The following is a 25,182-nucleotide window of genomic DNA, read 5'->3' as shown; positions in this document are numbered from 1 at the left end:
CGATCATAGGTAGCACAAAATCCATCTTGCTGCCAGTGCTGGAGCGTCCATTGCGGCACAATGCCAATCTCGTGGCTGCTACTTTCGCGACCGCGGCCTGCTGTTGTCCTCAGTGGCCTGCCTGCGCAGAAATCCCTCGACATCCGCCTGCACCGAGTAGGGCGTCGGGATCGCGTCGCCGGCGGAATCGACGGCGGTGTCGAGCGAGCGGCGCAGCATGCGCGCGAGCTCGGCCTTGCGGTAGGGCTTCGTCAGCAGCGGCGCGTCCAGGGTGGCGCGGCCCTGCGCGTGCAAGGAGTCGTAGGCATAGCCGGAGGTGAACAGCACGCGCAGGGACGGCCGCGCGGCCACCATCTGCTCGGCGAGCTCGCGCCCGTTCATGCCGCCGGCCATCACGATGTCGGTGAACAGCAGGTCGAACGTCTTGCTCTCCGCGGCGACGGCGAGCGCCTCGGCGGCATTGGCGGCCGGGATGACCTTGTAGCCGAGGCTCTCGAGCTGCACCGTGACGTATTGGCGAACGTCATTGTCGTCCTCGACGCAGAGGATGGTTTCCCGTCCGCCCACGATCTTGCGCTCGTCATAGCCGGCGGGACGAAGCGTGCTGGTCTCGGCCTTTGGCAGATAGATCGTGAATGTCGTGCCGCGCCGTTCCTCGGAGGTGACCTTGATGCCGCCGCCGGACTGCTTGACGAAGCCGAACACCATGCTGAGCCCGAGCCCGGTGCCCTTGCCGACGTCCTTGGTCGAGAAGAACGGATCGAAGATGCGTTCGAGAATGGCCGGCGGGATGCCCGAGCCGGTGTCGGCGATCTCGATCTCGACATAGTCGCCGGCATAGCCGGCGCCGACCGCGACCGCCTCGCGCACGCCGAACACGACGTTGCGCGTCGTCAGCGTCAGCCTGCCGCCGGCGAGCATGGCGTCGCGGGCATTGATCGCAAGGTTCAGCAGCGCCGCGCTGAGCTGGCCGCGGTCGGCGAAGGCGAGCCAGGCCTTGGCGTCGAGCTTGGTCACGATCTCGATCTTCTTGTCGAAGGTCGCCAGCAGCAGCTTTGCCAGCTCCTCGAGCAGCTCGTTGACGTCGATCTCGGCCGGCTGCAGCGCCTGCTTGCGTGCAAAGGAGAGCAGGCTCGAGGTCAGCGCGGCGCCGCGATCGGCGGCCTCGCTGATCAGCTTGGTGATGGTCGCGAGCGGCGGGTTGTCCTTCACGGCATCGGCGAGGATCTCGATCGTGCCGGTGATCACCGTCAGCATGTTGTTGAATTCGTGCGCGATGCCGCCGGTGAGCTGGCCGACCGCCTCCATCTTCTGGGCCTGGATCAGCTGCTCCTCGGCGGCATGCCTGCGGGTGACGTCCTTGACGAAGGTGTTGATGAGATGGCGTCCGCCGAGATGCAGCGACGTGCTGGACGCCTCGATCAGGATCGCCTCGCCGTTCCGGTGCACGAGGCTCGCCTCGAAGCGGATGCCGATCGGCGCGTTCGACAGCTCGGGCAACAGCCGCATCATGCGTTGCCGAAAGCCTTCGCGCAGCGGTTCGGCGATCAGGAGATCGACGACATCGCTGCCGAGCGCCTCCTTGCGCGTCCATCCGGTCAGGGCTTCGGCCTGCAGGCTCCACTCCAGCACGATGCCGCGCTCATCGGTCTGAACGAAGGCATCGAGCGCGGTCTTGATGACGGCCTGCGTCAGTTGCGCGCCGACCTGCGCCTGCTCGGCCAGTTGCGCGGCGACGCGTTTGTTCTGCGACGTCTCGATCGCGCGCATGCAGACCCGCGCCAGCAGGAGCGCGACGGCGCCGCTGACGGCGAGGGCGATGACCTGGGCAATGCCGAACCCGGTTCCGGTCACGGCTTGGGAGGCGAGCAGGGCCACGGCGGTCACGACGACCTGCGCGATCATCGCGAGTGTCAGAAGCCCCCTGAGTTTCATCTCTCACACCAGTGACGTCAGCCGCGGACCGCCCCTGCCTGTCGACGAGCCCGGCATCATGGGAGCTACAGACTGCCCGTGTCTCCGTCGAGGGTCAATTTGCAGCACCATGGCTGCCGGGAAAAACGACACGCCCTCAACCTGGCGGCGAATCGGTCTGGCGCAGCGTCGTGACCCAGATCGCGCGCGCCACCTGCTGGGTCGGGTTGTCGAACATGTGCGGCACGATGCTCGGGAAGCGGAAACTGTCGCCGGCCTCCAGCACATGGGCCTGGTTGTCGAGCCACAGCCGCAGGCTGCCCGAGAGAATGTAGCCGGCCTTCTCGCCGGTGTGCTGCAGGAAGTCGGTGCCGGAGGAGGCCCCGGGATTGAGCGTGAGTTCGTAGAGCTCCATCTGGCCCTTGCCCTCCGGCGTCAGCGCCTCCTTGACCACGCCGCTGGCGGTGAGCCGCAGCAGCCGCCGCGAGTTTTTGCGCACGATGTAGCGCTGCACGTCGGCGGTATCGGTGGTCTCGAAGAAGTAGGAGATGGGAACGTCGAGCGCGATGCTGAGCAGGCGCAGCGTGCGGATCGACGGCATGGCGCGTGCGCGTTCGAGCTGGCTGATCATGCCGTTGGAGAGGCCGGTCTTGTTGGCAACGTCCTGGATCGAGAGCCCGGCGCGCTGACGCAGCAGCCGCACGGTTTCGCCGAGCCGCTGGTCAACTGCATCATCGGCCTCGGTCGCCGGGGCGTCCTTGCTGCCGTTCGTCTCGCCGCGACCATCCATGTCGCTCTCCCATGCATCGTCTCGCCTGCGGACCGCGTCGGTCCGAGGTTCAGTCACAGTGAAAAGGTCGCGCATACTAGCAATGCGATTGACAGCTGTATTTAGTCATGATGAACTTTTGATCGAAAAATTTAGAAGCACTAAAGCCCACTCCTGTCCCTTGCCGGGGTCTCGGGGGCGCGGGAGACGGTGCCGCGTGCGGGAACGGAGACTGGTCATGGCAGATGACACCAGCAGGTTCGGCGTTGGGGCGGTGCTTCCCGGTGGTCCCAGTCGCCGTCAGTTCTTCCAGCTCGGCGCGGGCGCCGCGGCGGGATGGAGCCTCGTCGGCAGCGCCTTTGCCCAGACCGAACGCCCGACCAATCCGCCGGACAAGCCGCGCGGGCAGGTGATCGCGGCGCTGTCGCAGGAGCCGACCGTCTTCCATCCCTTGATGCCCGGCATCGAGGTCGATCAGGGCATCTGGTGGCAGGTGTTCTCGCTGCTCTGGTACATCGATCCCGACGGCAATTTCGTTCCCGATCTCGCGCGCGAGGTCCCGACCATCGAGAATGGCGGCCTGTCGGCCGACGGCCTGACCTGGAAGATCAAGCTGCGCAGCGACGTGAAGTGGCATGACGGCACGCCGTTCACGGCCGAGGATGTGAAATTCTCGCTCGAGCTGATCAACGATTCCAATTTCCGCGCGCGCAGCCGCGTCGGCCACAGCCTCGTCAAGGACATCAAGGTCGTAGCAGCGGACGAAATCCACTGGCGCATGGAAGCGCCGTACTCGCCCTACATGTCGATCCTGGGATCGCTGACCTTCATCGTGCCCAAGCATATCCTGGAGAAGGTGACCGATCCGAACGCCTCGCCGTTCCACAATGCGCCCGTCGGCACCGGGCCGTTCCGCTGGGGCGAGCGCGTGCCGGGCGACCACATCCTGCTCAATGCCCACACCGGCTATCACGGCAAGGGACCTTACGTCGAACGCGTGGTCTTCAAGTACATCCCCGACCTCACCGTGCTCTACACCCAGTTCCGCACCGGCCAGGTCGACTACACCGGCCTGCAAGGCATCCTGCCGAACTTCGTGCAGGAGGCGAAGACACTGAAGGGCCGCAAGATCTTCGTCTCCGCGACCTCGTCGGTGGAGCATATCGCGCCCAATCTCGAGTTCGGTCCCTTCGCCGACCGCGCGGTGCGCGAGGCGCTTTATCTCGCCATCAACAAGCAGGCGATCATCGACGCGCTCTATTACGGCTTGCCGACGCAGACCGAGAGCTTCGTGCCGCAGCAGGCATGGTCGTTCCAGAAGGGCCTGCCGCAGCACAAATACGATCCGGCCAAGGCCAACGCGCTGTTGGACGCCGCCGGCTGGGTGCGCGGCTCCGGCGGCATCCGCGAGAAGGGCGGCGTCAAGCTCGAATTCACCAACTCGACGACCTCGGGCAATGCGGTCCGCGAGCAGACCCAGCAGTTGCTGATCCAGGACTGGCGCGCGATCGGCGCGGCGATGCGCGTCAACAACATGCCGGCCGCCGTGATCTGGGGCGACTTCTGGCAGCAGTCGAAATTCAACTCGGTGCTGGTGTCCGTGAACTTCATGCTCGGCTCGGACCCCGACGTGACGCCGCGCTTCGGCTCCGGCGCGATCCCCGCCAAGGGCGGCCGCGGCTACAACACATATCAGTACAGGAACCCCGAGGCGGATCGTCTGCTCGCCGAGGGCGCGAAGCAGTTCGATCTCGGGCAGCGCAAGGCGACCTATGGCGATCTGCAGAAGCTGATCCGCGACGACCTCGCGATCCTGCCGATGTTCCAGGGCTTCATCGCCGAAGGCGTGAAGGAGGGGCTGCAGGGCTTCCGTCCCAACATCAACACCTCCATCAACTGCTGGAACATCCGCGAATGGTATTGGGCCTGATGTCCCGGTCGCGCTGGATCGGCTGAGATGGCCCGCTACGTCGTCAACCGCCTGGCGCAGGCGATCATGCTGCTTGTGATCGTCTCCGCGATCGGCTTCGCCCTGCTGCATCTGGCGCCGGGCGGTCCGCTGTCGCAATTCGCCATCTCCGGGCAGATGACGCAGGAGGATCTCGACCGCGTCACCAGGCAGCTCGGCCTCGATCGGCCGTTGCCGATCCAGTATCTCGACTGGTTCGGCCGCATGCTGAAGGGCGATTGGGGCAAATCCTATCGCGACGGCGAGGCGGTGCTGTCGGTGATCTCTTCGCATCTCGGGGCGACGCTGGAGTTGATGGCGACGGCGACGATCATCGCGGTGCTGCTCGGCTGCTGGATCGGCATCCTTGGCGCGCTGCGCCGCTATTCGCTGTTCGATACGCTTGCAACCGTCGGCGCCATGATCGCGCTGTCGATCCCGACCTTCTGGTTCGGCCTCGTCACGATCTATGTCTTCTCGGTGAAGCTCGGCTGGCTGCCGGCCGGCAACCGCCAGACCATCGGCGACGGCTCCTTCCTCGACCTCCTGCATCATTTGATCGCGCCGGCCATGGTGCTGGCGCTGATCGAGACCGCGATGTGGGGGCGCTTCATGCGCTCCTCCATGCTCGAGGTGATCGGCCAGGACTACATCCGCACCGCGCGGGCCAAGGGCATGCCGGAATGGCGCATCCTCACGGTGCACGCCCTTCGCAACGCGCTGCTGCCGATGATTACCGTGGCTGGCCTGCAGTTTCCGACGCTGCTCGGCGGCGCGCTGGTCGCCGAGACCGTGTTCACCTGGCCCGGCATGGGGCGGCTGTTCCTCGATTCCATCGGCTATCGCGACTATCCCGTGGTGATGGGCATCCTGATGTTCTCGGCGACCATGGTGCTGATCGGCTCGCTGATCGCCGACATCCTCTATGCCGTCGTCGATCCGCGCATCCGGGTGGGCTAGGCGATGGCGACCGCGGCTCTTTCCACCGTCCAGCTCGCGCCCGGCCAGGCCGCGTGGCGGCGCTTTCGGCGGCATCGCCTCGCGCTCGCGGGCGCGGTGATCATCGTCATCCTCGTGCTCGGCTCGGCGCTCGGTCCTTACCTCCTGCCGTTCGACGACACCTATATCGACATCATGAAGCGGTTCGCGCCGCCGCTGTCCGGCGCGCACATCCTCGGCACCGACGAGCTCGGCCGCGACGTGCTGGCGCGCCTGATGATGGGCGGGCGCATCTCGCTCTCGATCGGCATCGTCGCCATGGTGATCGCGATGGCGGTCGGCATCGTGGTCGGCGCCTTTGCCGGCTTCTATGGCGGCGCCGTCGGCGCGGTGCTGATGCGGCTCGTCGACGCCGTGCTGTGCTTTCCGACCATCTTCCTGCTGCTGGCGCTCGCCGCGCTCACCGAGCCCGGCCTCGTCACCACCACCGTGCTGATCGCGGCCACCGCCTGGATGAGCGTTGCCCGCGTCGTCGAGGCCCAGGTGCGCTCGTTGCGCGAACGGGAATTCGCCGTCGCCGCGCTCGCCTTCGGCTCGTCGAACCTGCGCATCATGTTCCGCGAGCTCGTGCCCAACGCGATCGCGCCGATCGTGGTGGCGGCGACGCTGAACGTCGCCAAGGCGATCCTGCTCGAATCCTATGTCAGCTATCTCGGCTACGGCATCCAGCCGCCGGCGGCGAGCTGGGGCAACATGCTCAACAATGCGCAGATCTATCTCACCAGCGCGCCGTGGCTCGCGATCGCGCCGGGCGTCGCCATCACGCTCGCGGTGACGAGCTTCAACTTCCTCGGCGACGGCCTGCGCGATGCGCTCGACCCGCGGATGAACATCCCATGACGAGCCAGGCTTCGTTCGAACTGAATCCCAGGAGTGCCCCATGTCCCCGCCGCTCACCCGTATAAACAGCGACGAACGCCTGCCGGTGCAGGCGGACGTCGTCGTCATCGGCGGCGGCGTCATCGGCGTCTCCGCGGCCTATCATCTCGCCAAGAAGGGGCTTTCCGTCGCGCTGGTCGAGAAGGGTCATGTCGGCGGCGAGCAATCGAGCCGCAATTGGGGCTGGTGTCGCCAGCAGGGCCGCGCGCGTGAGGAAATCCCGCTGGCGCGCGAGGCGCTGCGGCTGTGGGAGGACATGCAGAACGATGCCGGCGTCGATGCCGGCTTCCGTCGCACCGGCGTCCTGTTCCTCACCAAGAGCAAGGACGAGCTCGCCGGCTGGGAGCGCTGGGCGGCGATTGCGCGCGAGCAGCAGGTGCACTCCACCGTGCTGACGCCGGCCGAAGTCGCCGAGCGCATGCCCGGCAATGCCGAGCAATGGGTCGGCGGCCTGCACACGCCGAGCGACGGCCGCGCCGAACCGTCGATGGCGGTGCCCGCGCTTGCGACCGCCGCGCGCAAGCATGGTGTGACCATCCATCAGGGCTGCGCCGCGCGCGGGCTGGAGACGACTGGTGGCAAGGTCAGTGCCGTCGTGACCGAGAAGGGCACCATTCGCACGCAAGCCGTGCTGCTGTCGGGCGGGGCGTGGTCGTCGCTGTTCTGCCGCCGTCACGGCGTCGAGCTGCCGATCGGCCTCGTCAACGCCACGGCATGCCGGACCACGCCGGGACCCGAGATCACCTCGGGCGCGCTCGGCACCGATTTCTACTGCATCCGCCGCCGCCTCGACGGCGGCTTTACGCTCGCGCTGCGCAACCGCGGCACGGTCGAGCTGTCGCCCGACCTGTTCCGTTACGCGCGCACGTTCTGGCCGACCTATCTGCACCGCAAGAACGGATTGAAGCTGTCGTTCGGCAAGTCGTTCTTCGACCAGCTCATGCGCGGCACGAGCTGGAGCTTCGACAAGCCGTCGCCGTTCGAAACCGAACGCGTGCGCGATCCCGCGCCCGACATGTCGCTGGTCAACGCGGCTCTGGCGTCGCTGATCAAGTCGAACCCCGAGTTGAAGGACATCGAGATCGCGGAAGCCTGGGGCGGCACGATCGACTGCACGCCCGATACCATCCCGGTGATCTCGCCGGTCGACGCGCTGCCGGGCTTCTTCCTCGCGACCGGCTTCTCCGGCCACGGCTTCGGCATCGGCCCTGCCGCCGGCAAGCTCGCCGCCGACATCGTCACCGGCTCAACGCCGCTGGTCGATCCCGCCGCCTACAGCCACAAGCGCATGATCGACGGCCGGCGCCTCGCGCCGGTCAGCCCGTTCTGAGGGCGACATGACGGTTCTCTACAAGGCCAACATGGTGCGCGGCGAGGAGTGGGCCCGCTTCTTCGCGGAGCGCGCGCCCGACATGCCGTTCCGGCTCTGGCCCGACATCGGCGATCCCGCCGACGTGCGCTATCTCGTGACCTGGGTGCCGCCCGACGACATCGCGACGACTTTCCCTAACATCGAGCTGGTGTTCTCGGTCGGCGCCGGCGTCGATCAGTTCGACGCCTCGAAACTCCCGGTCCACATACCGCTGCTGCGCATGCTGGAGCCCGGCATCGCCGAGACCATGGTGGAGTACGTCACCATGAGCGTGCTCGCCCTGCATCGGGATCTCCTGCACTTCATCAATCAGCAGAAAGCGCAGGTCTGGCGCGAGATCCGGATCACGCCGGCAAAGCGCCGCCGCGTCGGCGTGATGGGGCTTGGCCAGCTCGGCCAGGCCGTGCTCGAGCGCCTCACGGCGTTCGGCTTTCCGCTTCTCGGCTGGAATCGCTCGCCGCGCGAGATCGACGGCGTCACCTGCTATTCCGGCGCCGCGGCGCTGACCGAATTCCTCGCGCAGACCGATATTCTCGTCTGCCTGTTGCCGCTCACCGACGAGACCCGCGGCATCCTCAATGCCGATCTGTTCAAGCGCCTGCCGCACGGTGCGGGGCTCGTCAATGTCGGCCGCGGCCCGCATCTCATCGAGGCCGATTTCCTGGCGGCGCTCGATGGCGGCACGTTGTCGGGCGCGGTGCTCGACGTCACCGATCCCGAGCCGCTGCCGGCGGGTCACCCGTTCTGGAGCCATCCGCGCATCCTGCTGACGCCTCACAATGCCAGCATGACCACGCCCGATACCGCGGTCGACTACGTGCTCGACGTCATCGCGCGGCATCGTCGCGGCGAGGAACTGCCGGGTCTCGTCGATCGCACGCGCGGGTATTAGGACAGTCGCATGAGCATGGGCATCAGCGGGATTAATCAGGTGATCGCCGACACGCAGTCCCCCGTGCTGTCTGTCTCCGGGCTGACCACGTCGTTCATCCGCGAGCGGGAATGGATCCCCGTCGTCCGCAACGTGTCCTTCGACATCGCCCCCAGGGAGACCGTTGCCATCGTCGGCGAGTCCGGTTCGGGCAAGAGCGTCACCGCGTTGTCGATCATGCGGCTGATCCCGAAGGAGAGCGGCCGCATCGAGGGCCGCGTCATGCTCGCCGGCCGCGAACTTCTCGCGTTGCCCGAAGCCGACATGAAGGACATCCGCGGCAACGACGTCGCCATGATCTTCCAGGAGCCGATGACGAGCCTCAATCCGGTGCTCACCATCGGCTTCCAGATCGCGGAGGCGCTGATCCAGCATCGCGGCCTGTCACGCGCGGCGGCGGAGGCCGAGACCATCCGGCTGCTCGACCGCGTCCGTATCCCCGCGGCGAAAGCGCGCTTTCACGAGCATCCGCATCGTTTTTCCGGCGGCATGCGCCAGCGCGTCATGATCGCGATGGCGCTGGCCTGCAAACCAAAACTCCTGATCGCGGACGAGCCGACCACCGCGCTCGACGTCACCATCCAGGCCCAGATCCTGGAGCTCCTGAAGGAGCTGCAGCGGGAGGAGGGGATGTCGATCCTCTTCATCACCCACGACATGGGCGTGGTCGCCGAGATCGCTGACCGCACCGTGGTCATGTATGGCGGGCAGGCGGTGGAGACGGATGCGACCGCGCGCATCTTCGCCGCGCCCGCGCACAACTACACGCGCGCACTGCTCGCCGCCGTGCCGCGCCTCGGCTCGATGGACGGACGCGCGCGGCCGATGCGGTTTCCGATCGTCGACAAGGTGACGGGCACTTCGGACGAGCCGGCGGAGACGCCGGACACGGTCTCGACGGCCGAGCGGCCGCTGCTCGAAGTCGCCGGCCTCACCACGCGCTTTCCGATCCGCTCGGGCCTGTTCGGCAAGGTCTCGGGCCGCGTGCATGCGGTCGAGAACGTCTCCTTCACCTTGCGCGCCGGGGAGACGCTGGCGCTGGTCGGCGAGTCCGGCTGCGGCAAGTCCACCACGGGCCGTTCCATCCTCAAGTTGACGGAGCCGGACGCCGGCACCGTCCTGATCGACGGCCAGGATGTGCTGGCGATGAACGGCCGCACCTTGCGCGACTTCCGCAAGCACATGCAGATCGTGTTTCAGGATCCGTTCGCGAGCCTCAATCCCCGCATGTCGGTGGGAGCGGCGATCGCAGCGCCCTTGCTGGCCAACGGCCTCGCCACGGCCTCGCAGGCGCGCGACAAGGTTGCCGACCTGCTCGTCCGCGTCGGCCTCACCGCCGACATGGCCGCGCGTTTCCCGCATGAATTCTCCGGCGGCCAGCGCCAGCGCATCTGCATCGCGCGCGCTCTGGCGCTCGGGCCGAAGCTGATCGTCGCGGACGAGGCGGTTTCCGCGCTCGACGTCTCGGTCAAGGCGCAGGTCGTGAACCTGATGCTCGACCTCCAGGCCAGCATGGGCCTCGCCTACCTCTTCATCTCCCACGACATCGCGGTGGTCGAGCGCATGAGCCATCGCGTCGCGGTGATGTATCTCGGCGAGATCGTCGAGATCGGCCCGCGCGCATCCGTGTTCGGCAATCCGCAGCATCCCTATACGAAGAAGCTGATGGCCGCCGTGCCGGTGCCGGACCCGTTGCGCCGCGGCACCAGGCGCGAAGCCGCGAACGACGAGATCAGAAGCCCGGTGCGCGCGCCGGATTACCAGCCGCCGGTGCGGCAATATCGCGAGGTCTCGCCGGGCCACGTCGTGCAGGTTTGGGGCGAGGAGTGGTCGGCCAATAACTGAGGGTGCCTTTCAGCTCGTGCGACCTGTGAGTGCGCGACCGTGCAGCCTGTCCTCCTGAAATTGTGACTGGCGGGAAGCGACAGGGAGCTTCGGGTATGTGAACCGTCTCATATTTGGTCACTCTCCTTTCGAGCTATCACATCCGCAAGAAATTGCCTCACCCGGAGCCAGGCTGGCAAATGTGGGTGAGATGCAATGCCTGCGATGCCATGTGCTCGCAGCTTTGGATTGGCCCTCGTCGTGTTCACGAGGGAGCCGGTCCCATCACTCAGCGATCTTTCAAAAATTGGAATCCAGGGCAATCGGGAAACGCGTTCACGCAGCTCCTATTCGGGTCGGCCGGTAGGCTGCTACTTACCAAGGAGCCCTCCAATGAAGACAAGCAATGAAATTTCAAGCTCATTTTCCGAGACGAGGCAGGTCGGCAATTTTCGGATCGCTCGTTCCAGTCTTATCAAGTCGGCCCATCTTCTTGAAAGAATTGGGCTCGCAGCCATTGGAGCCACTTGCGGCCTCTATGTGGGGGCGACCCTGGTACGTCAGAAAGACGGGCTTCTTGAAAGTGGCTGGATCGTGCTGCTCACGATGCTCTATGGAGCTGTCAGCTTCTATGTTGGAATTGACCTGTCCCGCGCTGTCGCCCGCAGGTCGATTTCGAACGTCCCGGAGGAATACAATGGATCCGAGGCGATCGAGATCATGAGTGCGGGCGGAACGTTCGGCGCGGCGATTGCAGCAGCTCTGTCCGTCAGCATTCTTGTCCTTGATCAAAGCCTTCCCGATGGCCTGATAGTCTTTGTTGCCGGCTGTTGGATGGTCGGCTCTTCGCTTCAAGTTGCGGCGGGCGTGATGGCGCGCGGCTACGACGTGCCCATGGACAAGGAGTGAGGACGGCTGTGCTCAGGGAAAGCCGTCCGGTGTCGTGTGGTGGGCACAAGCTCGATGCCGGATTCGGCTTCAGATCTGAGCGGGTGGTTGACGGCTCGTAGCAACCTCTGTCGTTCAACGCTGCCTGCAGACGATTTTTGGTAGCGCAGACGAGCATCGAATGACTTTCCGCTCCGAAGCGTATTGGCCTGAGCAGCCAAGTCGTCCACAAACAAGACGTGCCATCATGGTGACGTTGGGATATTCTCCCCTTGCGGCCGTGGTCCAAAATTCTGCTAACCGCCAGCCACAACATCGGTGGGAGCCATGCAGATTGCGGAGTGGCTCGAGAAACTGGGGCTTGGGCAATACGCTGAGCGTTTTGCCCAAAATGGGATCGATGTGGGCATCCTCCCCGAACTGATGGACGAGGACTTCGACAAGCTCGGAGTCCTGCTCGGTCATCGCCGCAAGATGCTGCGGGCCATTGCCGAGCTCGATCCGGCCGCCTTGATCGCGTCGCCGGCTCCTGCTCATGACGCCGAGCGGCGTCACCTCACCGTGATGTTTTGCGATCTGGTCGGCTCGACTGCGCTCTCGGCGCGTCTCGATCCCGAGGATCTGTGGGAGGTGATCCGCGCCTACCGCGCCGCGTGTGCGCGTGTCATTGCCGCTTACGACGGCAGGATAGCCAGGTTCGTCGGTGACGGAATACTCGTCTATTTCGGCTATCCGCGCGCTCACGAAGATGATGCGGAGCGCGCAGTGCGAGCGGGCCTCGATATCGTCGCCGCGATTCGCCAGCTCAAGACAGGCGCCGGCGAACGGGTTGAACTGCGGATCGCGATCGCGACCGGGCTCGTGGTGGTCGGCGACCTCATCAGCGGAGACGCATCGGAGGAGCATGCAACCGTCGGCGACACGCCGAACCTCGCTGCCCGGCTTCAGAGCCTGGCGGAGCCTGGGGCGGTCGTTGTCGCTTCATCGACGCGCCGGCTGCTTGGCGATCTCTTCACCTTTCGCAATCTCGGCCGCCGCGAGGTCAAGGGGATAGGCGAGCCGATCGCGGTCTGGGCGGTGGAAGGAGCGACCGCATCGGAGAGTCGCTTCGAGGCGGTCCGTGCCGCGCGCTCGATCGGCTTTGTCGGCCGCAAGGACGAGATCGAATTCATTCTCTCGCGCCAGCGGGAGGCATGGCAGGGCCAGGGCCAGATGGTGCTGATTTCCGGCGAAGCGGGTATCGGCAAGTCGCGGATCGTCGCAACGCTGTCCGAAAGCCCCTCGTTGGGGACGCACCGCCGGGTGCGATATCAGTGCTCGCCTTACCACACCAACAGTGCGCTTCATCCCTTTGTCGCGCAGCTCGAGCGCGCCGCCGGAATTCGTTCGCATGACACGCCGGAACAAAAGCTCGACAAGCTCGCGGCCATGCTGGCGCTGGGAACCGAGCAGGTCGCCCGAGCGACACCGCTCATTGCGGCCCTGCTTTCGATTCCCACCGGCGACCATTGCCCGCCTCTCGGCTTGAGCCCGGCGCAGCAGCGGAGACAGACATTTGCCGCCCTTCTCGATCAGCTCGAGGGATTGGCGCGAGACCAGCCTCTGCTGGTCATCTGCGAGGACATGCATTGGGCCGATGCCACCACACTTGAACTGTTCGATCTCGCGGTCGATCGCATCAGGGGGTTGCCGATACTCGTGCTCATGACGTCCCGGCCGGAGTTCGAGCCGTCCTGGTCGGGCCTTGCCAACGTCAGTCTGTTACGGCTCGACCGGCTCGATCGGCAGGACACGCGCGCGCTGGTCGAGCAGGTGGTCGTCGGCCGCCAGCTGCCACGCGAGATGATGAAGCAGATCATCGACAAGACCGACGGCATCCCTCTGTTCGTCGAGGAGTTGACCAAGATGGTGCTGGAGTCCGGGCTGCTGGTCGAAGATGCCGGACGCTATCGCCTGAATAGTCCGCTCCCGCCGCTTGCCATTCCCGCGACGCTGCAGGATTCGCTGATGGCGCGGCTCGACCGGCTCGCGCCGGTCAAGGAGGTGGCGCAGATAGGCGCCGCCATCGGCCGCGACTTCTCGTACGCGCTGCTGAAAACCGTGGCAGGACGCGATGATCTGACGCTGACCGCTGCGCTGGGACAGCTTGAGGAGGCCGAACTGCTGTTGCGTCTTGGGGCTCCGCCCGACGCAAATTATAGCTTCAAGCACGCCCTCGTTCAGGAAGCGGCCTACGAGAGCCTGCTTAGGAGCAAGCGGCAGGTGCTGCACACGCGAATTGGCGAGGTCCTGCGCGAGAAGTTTCCAGCCGTCGCCGAGACCGAGCCGGAAGTTCTGGCGCACCACTTTACCGAGGCGGGGCTGAGCGAGGTCGCGCTCGAATGGTGGCGCAAGGCAGGCCAGCAGGCGCTGAAACGCTCGGCCTATTCCGAGGCCATCGCGCATCTCGGCAAGGCCATTGCGATCGCCGATCAATTGCCTGACGAGCCCCGCCGGATGATGAGCAGGCTGCATCTTCAAATCGCATACGGCCGTGCACTCAGGGGCAGCCTCGGCCACAGCGCTCCCGAAACGGTCGCGGCATGGACGCGTGCGCGCCAGTTCGCAGCCGACATCGATGATCCCGTTGAACTTGCGCCGGTGCATTCAGGGCTCTTCAATGCCTGCCTGACACACGGCGAACTCGCTCCGATGCGGGAGCTGGCGGATGCCATCAGGAGCGCAGCGGACCGGCGACCGGACTCGCCGGTGGCCGCCGTCGTCGCCCATTGGACGGGCGGCGTCACCTGCTGGTTCGGGGGCGATTACTTGAATGCGAGAACGCATCTCGAGCAGGCGCTGTCGATCCATGGTGCTGAACCGGATCCCGCGACCTTCAGGGCTTCGGCGCTGGATCTACCGTTCGTGATCATGAGATTTCTTGCCCTGGTGCTCTGGCCGCTCGGCAGCACCGCTCGTGCGCGCAGGCTTGCCGCGGAAGCGGTGGGGGCTCCGGGAGAAAAGCGGGCGCTGTCCCAGGCCAATGCGCTGGTTCATCGCGCTGTGTTCGACGGGGTATGCGGGGGCATGCTGCAGCAAACGGAGACGATCCTGGCGCTCGGTCTTGCGCGCGAGCACACGATGCCGCTGTACGTGGCCGCGGGCACCTATCTGAATGGCCTGGCCAAATGGCGTGCCGGCGACCGGATGGCTGGACTTGCGGACATGCGTCACGGCTGGACGATGCTGCACGAGAACGATTGCTGCCTCTGCGAACCGTTCTGGGGGATGCAAGTCGCCATGGCGAATGCCGAACTGGGCGAAGTCGAAACCGGGCTGGACATCCTGGGCGAATTGATCGCCGGGACGGCACAATCCGGCCAGCATTGGCTTGACGCCGAGCTGCATCGTGTCCGCGGCAGGCTTTTATCGCGCCATGACCCTTCGAATGCGTCCGGTGCCGAAGACGCCTTCAAGCGAGCGCTGGACATCGCGCGTCACCAGCAAACCAGGACTTTCGAGCTGCGCAGCGCGCTTGAACTTGCGCGCCTGTACGACACAAATGGCCGGGCGGCTGCGATACCCCGGGTGCTCGTTCCGGTGCTTGCTGAATTCGAGGCTGAGCGAAATCTTCCAGAATTCATGGAAGCCAAAGAGCTGCTCAGGCAAGAGCATGAGGCGCGTGCCGCTTTCCCTGGCCGGCCGTCGTTTGGGCGGAGGTGAGGCTCACGAATTTACGTGCACGAAATCCCGCAGCAGCGGGTAGATCTCGTTGTTCCAGCGCTTGCCGGAGAACACGCCGTAATGGCCGACGCCGGCCTGCATGTGGTGGACGCGGCGATAGGCGCGCACGCCGGTGCAGAGGTCCTGCGCCGCCAGCGTCTGGCCGATCGAGCAGATGTCGTCCTTCTCGCCCTCGACCGTCATCAGCCCCATGCGGCTGACGGCCTTGGTGTTCACGGGGCGGCCGCGATGCATCAGCTTGCCCTGCGGCAGCAAATGCTCCTGGAACACGTCGCGCACGGTCTCGATGTAGAACTCCGCCGGCAAATCCATCACGGCGAAATATTCGTCGTAGAAGGTCTTGATGCTCGCCGCCTTCTCCTTCTCGCCCTTGGCGATGTGGTTGGCGAGATCCATGTGCTGCTTGATGTGGCGCTCCAGGTTCATCGAGACGAACGCCGTGAGCTGCACGAAGCCGGGATAGACTTTCCGCATGGCGCCGCGGCATTGCACCGGCACGTAGTTGATCAGATTGCGCTCGAACCACTCGATCGGCCGGCTCTTGGCGAACTCGTTGACCCTGGTCGGCTGGATGCGCGTGTCGATCGGGCCCGCCATCAGCGTCAGCGTCGCAGGCCGCGAGGGGTGGTTGCCCTCGCACATGACCGCGGCGGCCGCGAGCGCCGAGACCGAAGGCTGGCAGATCGCCACCATGTGCGGGCGCGGGCCGAGCTGGCCGAGGAAATCGATCAGGTGATCGGTGTAGTCGTCGAGCCCGAAACGGCCCTCGCTGCGCGGAATGTCGCGCGGATTGTGCCAGTCGGTGATGTAGACGTCGTGGTCCTGCAGCAGCGTCTTCACGGTGCCGCGCAGCAGCGTGGCGAAGTGCCCGGACATCGGCGCCACCAGCAGCATGCGCGGCTGCTCGGCGATGCCATCCTTCCTGAAATGCAGCAGCGAGCCGAACGGCGTCGCGTAGGCGATCTCCTCGCGAACCGCGACCTCGCGGTTGCCCACCATGACGCTGTCGATGCCGTAGGCCGGGCGGTCATAGGTGAGGGTGGAGCGGGAGATCAGCTCCAGCGCCGCAGACAGCCGCCCGACCACCTGGTCCGATATGCCCTGCGGCACCAGATGGAGGAATTTGAGCGCGGACGAGGCGCCCACCCGAAACGGCGCCGTCAGATCCATCTGGTTCTGAAAGGCCTGATAATACATCGACATCATACTGAAATGCCCACCCTGACCCATGTTGCCATGCAATATCGAAGCCAAGCGGCGGCGGTATCGCCCTCAAAATTGGCACGTCGCTTGCTGCTCGTTTCACGCGAAGCACAGCGAATGGGCACGCCGCGAGCCGGGCGGAGTGCCGGTGACAGGCGCAGGAAAGGGGCCAAATGGCGAAGGCGACACTGACCATCAGCAGCAAGAACTACTCGTCCTGGTCGCTGCGCGGCTGGCTGCTGACGAAGTTTTCCGGGCTCGATTTCGACGAGGTGATCACCGCGCCGGACGATGCCTCGGCACGCGCCGAAATCCTGTTGCTGTCCTCGTCGATCCTGGTGCCGTGCCTGCGGCACGACGGTGCCACGGTCTGGGATACGCTGGCGATCGCCGAATATCTCAACGACCTGATGCCGGACGCCGGCCTGTTGCCGGATGACCGCGTCCAGCGCGCCCATTGCCGCTCGATTTGCGGCGAAATCCATTCCGGCTTCACCACGCTGCGGGCCTCGCTGCCGGTCAATCTCAAGGGGCACTTCCCCGGCTTCAAGATCTGGTCGCGGGCGCAGGCCGACATCGACCGCGTCTGGTCGATCTGGCGCGACTGCCTGGAGAAGTCGGGCGGGCCGTTCCTGTTCGGCGAGCGGCGCACCATGGCGGATGCGATGTACGCGCCCGTGGTGACGCGCTTCGTCACCTATGACGTCAAGCTCGAGCCGCGCCTCAAGGCCTATGCCGATACCATCATGGCCATGCCCGAGATGAAGGAATGGATCGCGGCGGCGAAGGAAGAGCCGGCCGAGATCGAGGAGCTCGAGGTCGAATATTAGGCAGCCGCGGCATCGCCCTGCCTGTTTTGGCAGCGAGGCCCGGTGCCGCGGGCCCCTGCAGTCATGTCGTTGAAGCCGTTAACCTTTGGCCCTCGTTGCAGGACGCGTCAGGCCTGCGTGCTGGGCAGATATTGTGGGGGGCTGCGGGGTGGTTGCGACATCTAGCCGTGAACAGCCGCGTACGAGGCTCTTCCGCTGATTCGGACGTGATTCGTTCGGGCCGCGTTCCGTTCGTTAAGACGGAGCGCGGCTCCGTTGCATTTTGAAACAGCTTCTGCCGTCAGGAGACCGGCTGCTTCACTCGCGGCAGGCGCCAGCCGATCACGGTCGCTTCGACCGCAATGCCGGCCTCGTGGTTCTGCCAGCGTCCTCCGACATAGCGGCAGGCGAACGGGAGCTGGTACGTACCGCTGTGATCCTCGCACAGCACTTCGACCGGCAGGCCGGGCGGCGGTTCTCCCGCGCCGTCAAATTCCGCCAACCGTCTATCACGCGTTGCCATTGCAAAAATCTCCCCTAATCAAAGCCGCGGAAAGAGCGCCCACCTCCCTCCGCATGCGGTTCAGTGCTCCCCGTCCCGGGGGAACACGCCAAGCTCAACGCGAGAATGCGGTACGAGTGTGGTAGCGTTGGGCGGTCGTGCGCAAACAGCGCACATTGCCGTGATATTTTCGACGAGGAACCCGCATGCAGCTTCGAAGTGCCAGCGTCCATGTCCCGATGTTGCTGCTCGCCACGCTGGCGGCCGCGCCGGTCCGCGCGCAGGACGTGCCCGGCATCGAGATCTGCACGGTCGAGAAGACCATGGAGCGCCGCACCAGCTGCCTTCAGAGCAATGTCGACTTCCTGCAGAAGACCATCACCAAGCTCAACCTCGATCACCAGCAGAAGCTGGATGCGGCGGCCCGCCAGATCGACGCGCTGAAGACCAGCGTTGCCGGCCTGCAGAAGACGATCGGCGATCTTCAGGCCGCGCAGGCCAAGACCGCCGAGGATGTGAAGAAGAAGCAGGACGCGCCGCCGCCGAAGGACGCGGCGAAATAGGCGGTCACCTCACGCGATAGCGTTCGATCACGCCGCGGTCGGGTTCGTAGCCGAGCCCCTTGCCGGCGGGCACCGCGACATGGCCGGTGGCATCGACGTCGGCGCGCCCGCCCCACAGGCAGGCCTCGCGCTTGAGATAGAACATCTCGACCAGCCCGTCGTCGCGCGTCGCCAGAAGATGCAGCGTCGCCAGCAGGCCGGGGCCGAAATACGGCGAGTGCGGAACGATCTTGACGCCGTGCTGATCGGCCAGCGCCGCCACCTTCAGGAACTCGGTGATGCCGCCGACCTTGATCACCGACGGCTGGGCGTGGCTCACCGCGCCCGCATCCATCATCTGGCGGAATTGATATTCCGTGCAGGCATTCTCGCCCGCGGCGATGCCGAGCCCGCCATTGCTGCGCACGTCGGCGAGCGCGGCAAAATCCTCGGGCGGCCACACCGGCTCCTCCAGGAACATCGGCTGCGCGTCCCTGCACGCCTTCGCAAAGGCGATCGCCTGCTCGCCTGTGAGCGGGCAGTTCATGTCGACCATCAGCGGAATGCCGGGCCCGATCGCCTCGCGCGCGGCGAACACCGCAGGCGTCGTGGTCTCGTGCAGCTTGATCGCGCCATAGCCGAGCGCCAGCGCCTTCCTGCATTCGCCGGCGATGTTGTCGGGCGAGCCGATCCGCAGAAGACTCGCATAGGCCGGAATGTTCGTGCGCTTGGTCTCGCCGAGCAGGCGGTGCAGCGGCACGCCTTCGATCTTCGCAGCGAGATCCCACAGCGCGATGTCGAGGCCGGAGATCGCGAACATGGTGATGCCGTAGCGGCCGAACAGATGCAGATTGCGCTGGATCTGCTCCATCGCCGCGGCAATGTCGGCGGCGTCGGGAACCTCGAGGCCGATGGCCTGCGGCGCGATCATCTCCTCGACGGCGCTGCGCGTGGTGCGCGGGCAGACATAGGCGAAGGCATCGCCCCAGCCGGTCAGCCCGGTGTCGGTGGTGACCTCGACCAGCACCATGTCGAGCGCGGAAATCGCGGAAGCGCCCTGGCGGAAGCTCGCAACACCGGCGTCGTAGGGGATGCGGATATGGTGCGCCCGCACATCGGCGATCTTCATGCTTGGTTCCTCCTGCTTTCTCGTGAGCGGTTTTGAGCGGCCGAATGTAGGCACGAACGGCCGCACGTTGCCAGAGGCTGTTCCAGCGCTATCCTTCCCCTGCGGACCGCAACGCCGATCAAGCGAAGGCGTTGGTCTTGGGCGCATCATGGCCTTGCTTCGAACGAAGACTGGAAACCACTGTGAACCCAGCCCAGCGCGCGCTCTGGTACATCGAGAGCCATCTGGCCGAGCCGATGACGCTCGACGAGATCGCCGCGGTCTCGGGCGTGTCGCGGTTCCACATCGTGCGCGCGTTTGCCGCAGCCACCGGTCTTTCCGTGATGCGGTATGTGCGCGCCCGGCGGCTCAGCGAAGCGGCGCGCAGTCTCGCGAACGGCGCGCCGGACATCCTGTCGCTGGCGCTTCAGGCGGATTACGGCTCGCACGAAGCATTCACCCGCGCGTTCCGCGACCAGTTCGGCACCACGCCGGAAGCGGTTCGGGCCGCGGCATGCACCGGCCATCTCAAGCTACAGGAGCCGATCCTCATGGACTCCACCATGCTCGACCATCTCAAGCCCCCGCGTTTCGAAACCGCCAAGGCCATCCTCGTCGCCGGCCCCATGGAGCGCATCTCCTGCGACAACGGCGCAGCAATTCCGGGGCTGTGGCAGCGCTTCCATCAGGAGGTCGCCGACATCCCCGCGCGCGTCGGTCAGGTCGCCTATGGCGTGTGCTGCAACGGCGACGATGCCGGCAATTTCGACTACATCGCCGGCGTCGAGGTCGCCGATTTCTCCGACCTGCCGCGCCGCTTCGGCCGCATCCGCATCGGAGAGCAGCGCTATGCGGTGTTCACCCACACCGACCACGTCGCCTCGATCCGCCGCACCGTCAGCACGATCTGGAATCAATGGCTGCCGGCCTCCGGCCTGAAGGCCGCGGATGCACCGAACTTCGAGCGCTATGACGAGGCATTCGATCCCGCAACCGGCAATGGCGGCTTCGAGATTTGGATACCAGTCAGAGAATAGCAATGATCCGGACCCGAAGGGCCGCGTGAGCGCAAAGTGCGCAGCGGTTTTCCGAAAAGATCATGCTCAAACGAGAACCTAAAGCGCGATATTCTAGCGCGCTTTAGGTTGCAAGGCTGGCATACCATCCCGCTTGCTTGGCAAGCCCGGATGACTTTGTCATAACCGCAGGCAAATCTTGCGTGTGGGGCCCGTGCCGGACATCCCGTGCAAGCCATAACAAGCAGCCGGGAGGGTCCCACATGTCCAACGTCCGCGTTCTCGCCACCGACCTCGAATTTCCCGAAGGGCCGGTCGTGATGCCGGACGGCTCGGTGGTGCTGGTGGAGATCCGCGGCCAGCGACTGACCCGAGTCTATCCCGACGGCCGCAAGGAGATTGTCGCCAAGGTCCCGGGCGGCCCGAACGGCGCGGCGCTGGGCCCCGACGGCAAGATCTACATCTGCAACAATGGCGGCTTCTCCTGGATCCCGACCCGCAACATGATCATGCCGGGCCCGCAGCCCGACGATTATCTCGGCGGCTCGATCCAGCGCGTGGACCTGCAATCCGGCAAGGTCGAGACCGTCGTGACCAAATGCGGCGAGCACGATCTGCGCGGGCCGAACGACCTCGTCTTCGACAGGCAGGGCGGCCTCTGGTTCTCCGATCTCGGCAAACGCCGCGCGCGCGAGATGGACGTCGGCGGCATGTATTACCTCAAGCCCGGCATGAGCGAGATCGTCGAGATCGTGCACGGCGTGCTGCCCGCCAACGGCATCGGCCTGTCGCCGGACGAGAGCACGGTCTATATCGCGGAGACGCCGACCGGCCGGCTCTGGGCCTACGAGCTCTCTGCGCCCGGCACGCTCAAGCCGCGCGACGTGATCTATCGCGGCGAGCGGGGCAAGCCGATCTGCGGCCTCGGCGGCTACCAGATGTTCGACTCGCTCGCGGTCGAGGCGAACGGCAATGTCTGCGTCGCCACGCTGGTCTCCGGCTGCATCTCGGTGATCGCGCCCGACGGCACCCTGGTCGAGCAGGTCCCGACCGGCGACCGCGTCACCACCAACATCGCCTTCGGCGGCCCCGAGCTGAAGACCGCCTACATCACGCTGTCGGGCAAGGGCGAGCTGATCGCCATGGACTGGCCGCGCGGTGGATTGCCGCTCAATTTCCTAAACAAATAAACGGTGCTAGTTACCGTCATTGCGAGCGAGGCAAAGCAACTATCAGACCCTCACCCTGAGGAGCGCGCCCTCGGCGGCGTCTCGAAGGGCGAGGCCACCAGCCGGGCCTTCATCCTTCGAGACGCGCGTTCCGCGCTCCTCAGGATGAGGTTCCGGTGACTGGAATGCCTCGCTGCACAATGTCGTAAGGAGAGATTTCAAATGCCCTGGCCTGATCCCATCACCCTGCGCGGACAGCATGCCCGTCTCGAGCCGCTGTCGCACCAGCATCTTCAGGGGCTGACGGAGGCCGTGAAGGACGGGGAGCTCTCGAAGCTCTGGTACACCGCGATCCCGCTGCCCGAGAATATGGGCAAGGAGATCGACCGCCGCCTCGGCCTGCAGGCCGCGGGCTCGATGCTGCCCTTCACCGTGTTCGACGCCGGCGGCAGCATCGTCGGCATGACCACCTACATGAACATCGATGCCGCCAACCGCCGCGTCGAGATCGGCTCGACCTGGTACGGCAAGAGCGCGCAGCGCGGCCCGCTCAACACCCAGTGCAAATTGCTGCTGCTGCGCCACGCCTTCGAAACGCTGAACTGCATCGCGGTCGAGTTCCGCACGCACTTCTTCAACCACCAGAGCCGCCGTGCCATCGAGCGCCTGGGCGCCAAGCAGGACGGCATCCTGCGCAGCCACCAGATCGCGCCGAACGGCACGCTGCGCGACACCGTTGTTTACAGCATCACCGCCGCCGAATGGCCGACGGTGCAGGCGCATCTCGAATTTCAACTCAACGACAAGCCGCGCTAGGGGCGGCCGAGGCACCATGGACAGATTTGATTATGTGATCATCGGCGCGGGCTCTGCCGGTTGCATCCTCACCAGCCGGCTCAGCGAAGATCCGAATGTCAGCGTCTGCGTGCTCGAGGCGGGCCCCAGCGACTGGCATCCCTACATTCACCTGCCGGCGGGTTTCATCAAGACCTTCCATATGAAGAGCATCAACTGGGCCTACCAGCAGGAGCCCGGGCCCTACACCAACGGGCGCAGCATCTACGCCCCGCGCGGCAAGACGCTGGGCGGCTCGTCCTCGATCAACGGCCACATCTACAACCGCGGCCAGCGCATGGATTTCGACACCTGGGCGCAGATGGGCAATCGCGGCTGGGGTTATGCCGACGTGCTGCCCTACTTCAAGCGGCTGGAGAAGCGGGTCGGCGAGGGTGACAGCACCTTCCGCGGCCGCGACGGCAACCTCACCGTGACCACCATGGACTGGCGCGATCCGCTCTGCGAGGCCTTCATGGAAGGCGCGGTCTCGCTCGGCATTCCCCGCAACCCCGACTACAACGGCAAGACGCAGGAAGGCGTCTCCTACTGCCAGCGCACCATCAACAACGGCCTGCGCGTCTCCGGCTCGACCGCGTTCCTCAAGCCGGCGATGAAGCGGCCCAACGTGCATGTGCACACCCATGCGCACGCGACCGAGATCATCTTCGAAGGCAAGCGCGCCGTCGGCGTGCGCTACACCAAGGGCGGCCGCGGCGGCACGCCGGTGGAGGTGCGCGCCAACAAGGAAGTGATCCTCTCCGGCGGCACCTATAATTCGCCGCAGCTGCTCCAGCTCTCCGGCGTCGGCTCGCCCGACCTGTTGCAGCAACACGGCATCGCGGTGCGTCACGCGCTGCCGGTCGGCGAAGGCCTGCAGGACCATTACGCGCCGCGCACGGTGGCGCGGGTCAAGGACATCAAGACCATCAACGAGCTTCGCCGCGGCTTCTCGCTGTGGATCGAGGCGCTGAAATGGGCGACCGCGCGCAAGGGCCTGCTGTCGCTGTCGCCGACCATGGTCTATTGCTTCTGGCATTCCGGCGAGAGCGCCGACTCGTCCGATCTCCAGCTCACCTTCACGCCGGCGTCCTACAAGGAAGGCGTGCAGGGCCAGCTCGAGGACGAGCCCGGCATGACGGTGGCGTCCTGGCAGCAGCGCCCCGAGAGCCGCGGCTATGTCCGCATCCGCTCCAATGATCCGTTCGCGCCGCCGATCATCCAGACCAATTATCTGGACGCCGAGCTCGACCGCCGCGTCATCGTCGGCGGCATGAAGCTCGCGCGCAACCTGCTGAAGAGCGCGCCGCTCTCGCCCTATTACGCCTACGAGGATTTCCCCGGCCCCAACGTCAACACCGACGACGAATTCCTGCATGCGGCAACGGAGCGTGGCACCACCACCTTCCACCCCGGCTGCACCTGCCGCATGGGCCCGGCGGATTCGAATTGGGCCGTCGTCGACGACCAGCTCCGCGTCCACGGCCTCGAAGGCCTCCGCGTCATCGACGCCTCGGTGATGCCGCGCATGATCTCGGCGAACCTGAACGCTTCGACCATGATGATCGCCGACCGCGCCTCGGACCTCATCCGCGGCAAGGCCCCGATGGAAGCCGCGCGCATTCCGGACGCAGCCGTGGCGTGACAGCTTCGTAGGATGGGTAGAGCGAAGCGAAACCCATCATCGTGCAACGTTCGCGAAGCAGGATGGGTTTCGCTACGCTCTACCCATCCTACAAGACTTCGACGTCTATCTTAAGTTGTGCTACCATGAGGCATGACCTCCTATCGGCGCAACTTCACTGCTGGCGGAAGCTTCTTCTTCACCGTCAACCTCGCCGACCGTCGTCAGTCGCTCTTGACGGCGAACATTGACCTGTTGCGCGCGGCATTTCGCGAAATACGTCAGCGGCATCCGTTCACGATCGATGCGATCGTGGTGCTGCCGGAGCATCTTCACACTGTTTGGACGATGCCCGACGGAGATGCTGATTTTGCAATGCGCTGGCGGCAGATCAAGGCGGCGTTCTCACGTAGCCTTGCGACCGAGGAACCGATCTCTGCAAGTCGCGCAGGCAAGGCCGAGCGTGGCATCTGGCAGCGCCGTTATTGGGAGCACACCATTCGGGACGATGAAGACTACGCTCGACACGTCGACTATGTGCACATCAATCCCGTGAAGCACGGCTTGGTCAATCGAGTTCGGGATTGGGCTCCGTCATCGTTCCATCGCCATGTCGAACTAGGTACCTATCCGGCTGATTGGGCTGGTGATCTATCGCGCTACGACGATAGTGCCAAATTTGGAGAGCGGAGTTGATGCAGCCGTAGGATGGGTAGAGCGAAGCGAAACCCATCGCGCTTCGGCACCCGCTGCACGATGATGGGTTTCGCTACGCTCTACCCATCCTACGAACTGCCCGTCGGGCAAAACACCCGCCACCCGTCAATCCCTTTTTGAGAAAATATTCCACTTTACCGAAATTCGGAATTGCGGCATAAGTCGCGGCAGCCCGGCCCAGCGAAGAGGGGCGGTTCGCGAATCGTTCGAAACGCGGGCCGGGTTGCGGTGGACGCGGCAGCGTCGGCACGAGAGGTGGCGGGCAGGGCGGGTAGTCCCTGTGAGCCCGAAACCGCGTGTAGACGGACGGCGCTGAACGCGTACGGCAAAACCGTGTGGTCCTGGCCGTCGTTGCTACGGTCAAGCCTTTCGCGGAGATGTGCGCGAGCCCGACCGGGCAGACGGCATCGT

At 65.3% G+C, this 25,182-nt stretch carries 20 protein-coding genes; 15 read left to right on the top strand and 5 right to left on the bottom strand.

The window, feature by feature from the left end; all coding sequences use genetic code 11:
- Window positions 1-78: 78 nt before the first annotated feature.
- Window positions 79-1,935: an ATP-binding protein gene (locus A7X65_RS23990; protein ID WP_063689603.1), complete on the bottom strand. Its 1,857-nt coding sequence runs from the start codon at window positions 1,933-1,935 to the stop codon at window positions 79-81.
- A 136-nt stretch (window positions 1,936-2,071) separates the two neighbouring features.
- A complete protein-coding gene (locus A7X65_RS23985) occupies window positions 2,072-2,704 on the bottom strand; it encodes a cupin domain-containing protein (protein ID WP_063689599.1) in 633 nt (210 codons plus the stop codon).
- Between the two features lie 217 nt (window positions 2,705-2,921).
- Between A7X65_RS23985 and A7X65_RS23980 the strand changes: the two genes are divergently transcribed.
- The 8 genes from A7X65_RS23980 (at window position 2,922) to A7X65_RS23945 (ending at window position 15,226) form a co-directional block, all read left to right on the top strand.
- Complete coding sequence (locus A7X65_RS23980; protein WP_063689596.1) at window positions 2,922-4,613, top strand: peptide ABC transporter substrate-binding protein; 1,692 nt, start codon at window positions 2,922-2,924, stop codon at window positions 4,611-4,613.
- 27 nt (window positions 4,614-4,640) lie between these two features.
- Complete coding sequence (locus A7X65_RS23975) at window positions 4,641-5,591, top strand: ABC transporter permease (protein ID WP_063689594.1); 951 nt, start codon at window positions 4,641-4,643, stop codon at window positions 5,589-5,591.
- Window positions 5,592-5,594: 3 nt separating this feature from the next.
- Entirely contained in the window at window positions 5,595-6,470 is an 876-nt protein-coding gene (locus A7X65_RS23970) for an ABC transporter permease (RefSeq protein ID WP_063689592.1), read from the top strand.
- 40 nt (window positions 6,471-6,510) lie between these two features.
- Window positions 6,511-7,839: an NAD(P)/FAD-dependent oxidoreductase gene (locus A7X65_RS23965; protein ID WP_063689590.1), complete on the top strand. Its 1,329-nt coding sequence runs from the start codon at window positions 6,511-6,513 to the stop codon at window positions 7,837-7,839.
- Window positions 7,840-7,846: 7 nt separating this feature from the next.
- A complete protein-coding gene (locus A7X65_RS23960; RefSeq protein ID WP_063689588.1) occupies window positions 7,847-8,773 on the top strand; it encodes a 2-hydroxyacid dehydrogenase in 927 nt (308 codons plus the stop codon).
- 9 nt (window positions 8,774-8,782) lie between these two features.
- Window positions 8,783-10,657 (top strand): ABC transporter ATP-binding protein, encoded by a 1,875-nt coding sequence (locus tag A7X65_RS23955; RefSeq protein ID WP_156528002.1) that lies wholly within the window; start codon window positions 8,783-8,785, stop codon window positions 10,655-10,657.
- Between the two features lie 372 nt (window positions 10,658-11,029).
- Window positions 11,030-11,545, top strand: coding sequence for a hypothetical protein (locus tag A7X65_RS23950; protein ID WP_063689586.1), 516 nt, complete (start codon window positions 11,030-11,032; stop codon window positions 11,543-11,545).
- A 306-nt stretch (window positions 11,546-11,851) separates the two neighbouring features.
- Window positions 11,852-15,226 (top strand): adenylate/guanylate cyclase domain-containing protein, encoded by a 3,375-nt coding sequence (locus tag A7X65_RS23945; protein ID WP_063689583.1) that lies wholly within the window; start codon window positions 11,852-11,854, stop codon window positions 15,224-15,226.
- Window positions 15,227-15,229: 3 nt separating this feature from the next.
- On the opposite strand, the gene A7X65_RS23940 is transcribed toward A7X65_RS23945, so the two are convergent.
- Complete coding sequence (locus A7X65_RS23940; protein ID WP_145664767.1) at window positions 15,230-16,453, bottom strand: polyhydroxyalkanoate depolymerase; 1,224 nt, start codon at window positions 16,451-16,453, stop codon at window positions 15,230-15,232.
- Window positions 16,454-16,623: 170 nt separating this feature from the next.
- On the opposite strand from A7X65_RS23940, the gene A7X65_RS23935 reads away from it, so the two are divergent.
- Entirely contained in the window at window positions 16,624-17,280 is a 657-nt protein-coding gene (locus tag A7X65_RS23935) for a glutathione S-transferase family protein (protein ID WP_063689580.1), read from the top strand.
- Between the two features lie 280 nt (window positions 17,281-17,560).
- On the opposite strand, the gene A7X65_RS23930 is transcribed toward A7X65_RS23935, so the two are convergent.
- Window positions 17,561-17,782, bottom strand: coding sequence for a hypothetical protein (locus A7X65_RS23930; RefSeq protein ID WP_063689576.1), 222 nt, complete (start codon window positions 17,780-17,782; stop codon window positions 17,561-17,563).
- A 185-nt stretch (window positions 17,783-17,967) separates the two neighbouring features.
- Between A7X65_RS23930 and A7X65_RS23925 the strand changes: the two genes are divergently transcribed.
- Window positions 17,968-18,324 (top strand): hypothetical protein, encoded by a 357-nt coding sequence (locus A7X65_RS23925; RefSeq protein ID WP_063689574.1) that lies wholly within the window; start codon window positions 17,968-17,970, stop codon window positions 18,322-18,324.
- 4 nt (window positions 18,325-18,328) lie between these two features.
- Here A7X65_RS23925 and A7X65_RS23920 read toward each other — a convergent pair whose 3' ends face one another.
- Window positions 18,329-19,432 (bottom strand): mandelate racemase/muconate lactonizing enzyme family protein, encoded by a 1,104-nt coding sequence (locus A7X65_RS23920; RefSeq protein ID WP_063689572.1) that lies wholly within the window; start codon window positions 19,430-19,432, stop codon window positions 18,329-18,331.
- Between the two features lie 182 nt (window positions 19,433-19,614).
- Here A7X65_RS23920 and A7X65_RS23915 point away from each other — a divergent pair, with 182 nt between their 5' ends.
- The 5 genes from A7X65_RS23915 (at window position 19,615) to A7X65_RS23895 (ending at window position 24,750) form a co-directional block, all read left to right on the top strand.
- On the top strand, window positions 19,615-20,448 hold the full coding sequence (locus tag A7X65_RS23915; RefSeq protein WP_063689569.1) for an AraC family transcriptional regulator: 834 nt from the start codon (window positions 19,615-19,617) through the stop codon (window positions 20,446-20,448).
- A gap of 242 nt (window positions 20,449-20,690) precedes the next feature.
- Window positions 20,691-21,617, top strand: coding sequence for an SMP-30/gluconolactonase/LRE family protein (locus A7X65_RS23910; RefSeq protein WP_063689566.1), 927 nt, complete (start codon window positions 20,691-20,693; stop codon window positions 21,615-21,617).
- Between the two features lie 201 nt (window positions 21,618-21,818).
- Window positions 21,819-22,412 (top strand): GNAT family N-acetyltransferase, encoded by a 594-nt coding sequence (locus A7X65_RS23905; protein WP_063689563.1) that lies wholly within the window; start codon window positions 21,819-21,821, stop codon window positions 22,410-22,412.
- 16 nt (window positions 22,413-22,428) lie between these two features.
- The gene (locus A7X65_RS23900; protein WP_063689560.1) at window positions 22,429-24,075 is read left to right on the top strand and encodes a GMC family oxidoreductase; all 1,647 of its coding nucleotides are present in this window, start codon (window positions 22,429-22,431) and stop codon (window positions 24,073-24,075) included.
- Window positions 24,076-24,207: 132 nt separating this feature from the next.
- Complete coding sequence (locus A7X65_RS23895; protein ID WP_063689558.1) at window positions 24,208-24,750, top strand: REP-associated tyrosine transposase; 543 nt, start codon at window positions 24,208-24,210, stop codon at window positions 24,748-24,750.
- Window positions 24,751-25,182 lie beyond the last annotated feature (432 nt).

This window comes from Bradyrhizobium stylosanthis (genome assembly GCF_001641335.1).
Taxonomy (GTDB): domain Bacteria; phylum Pseudomonadota; class Alphaproteobacteria; order Rhizobiales; family Xanthobacteraceae; genus Bradyrhizobium; species Bradyrhizobium stylosanthis.
This window is presented reverse-complemented; position numbering and strand designations above follow the sequence as displayed.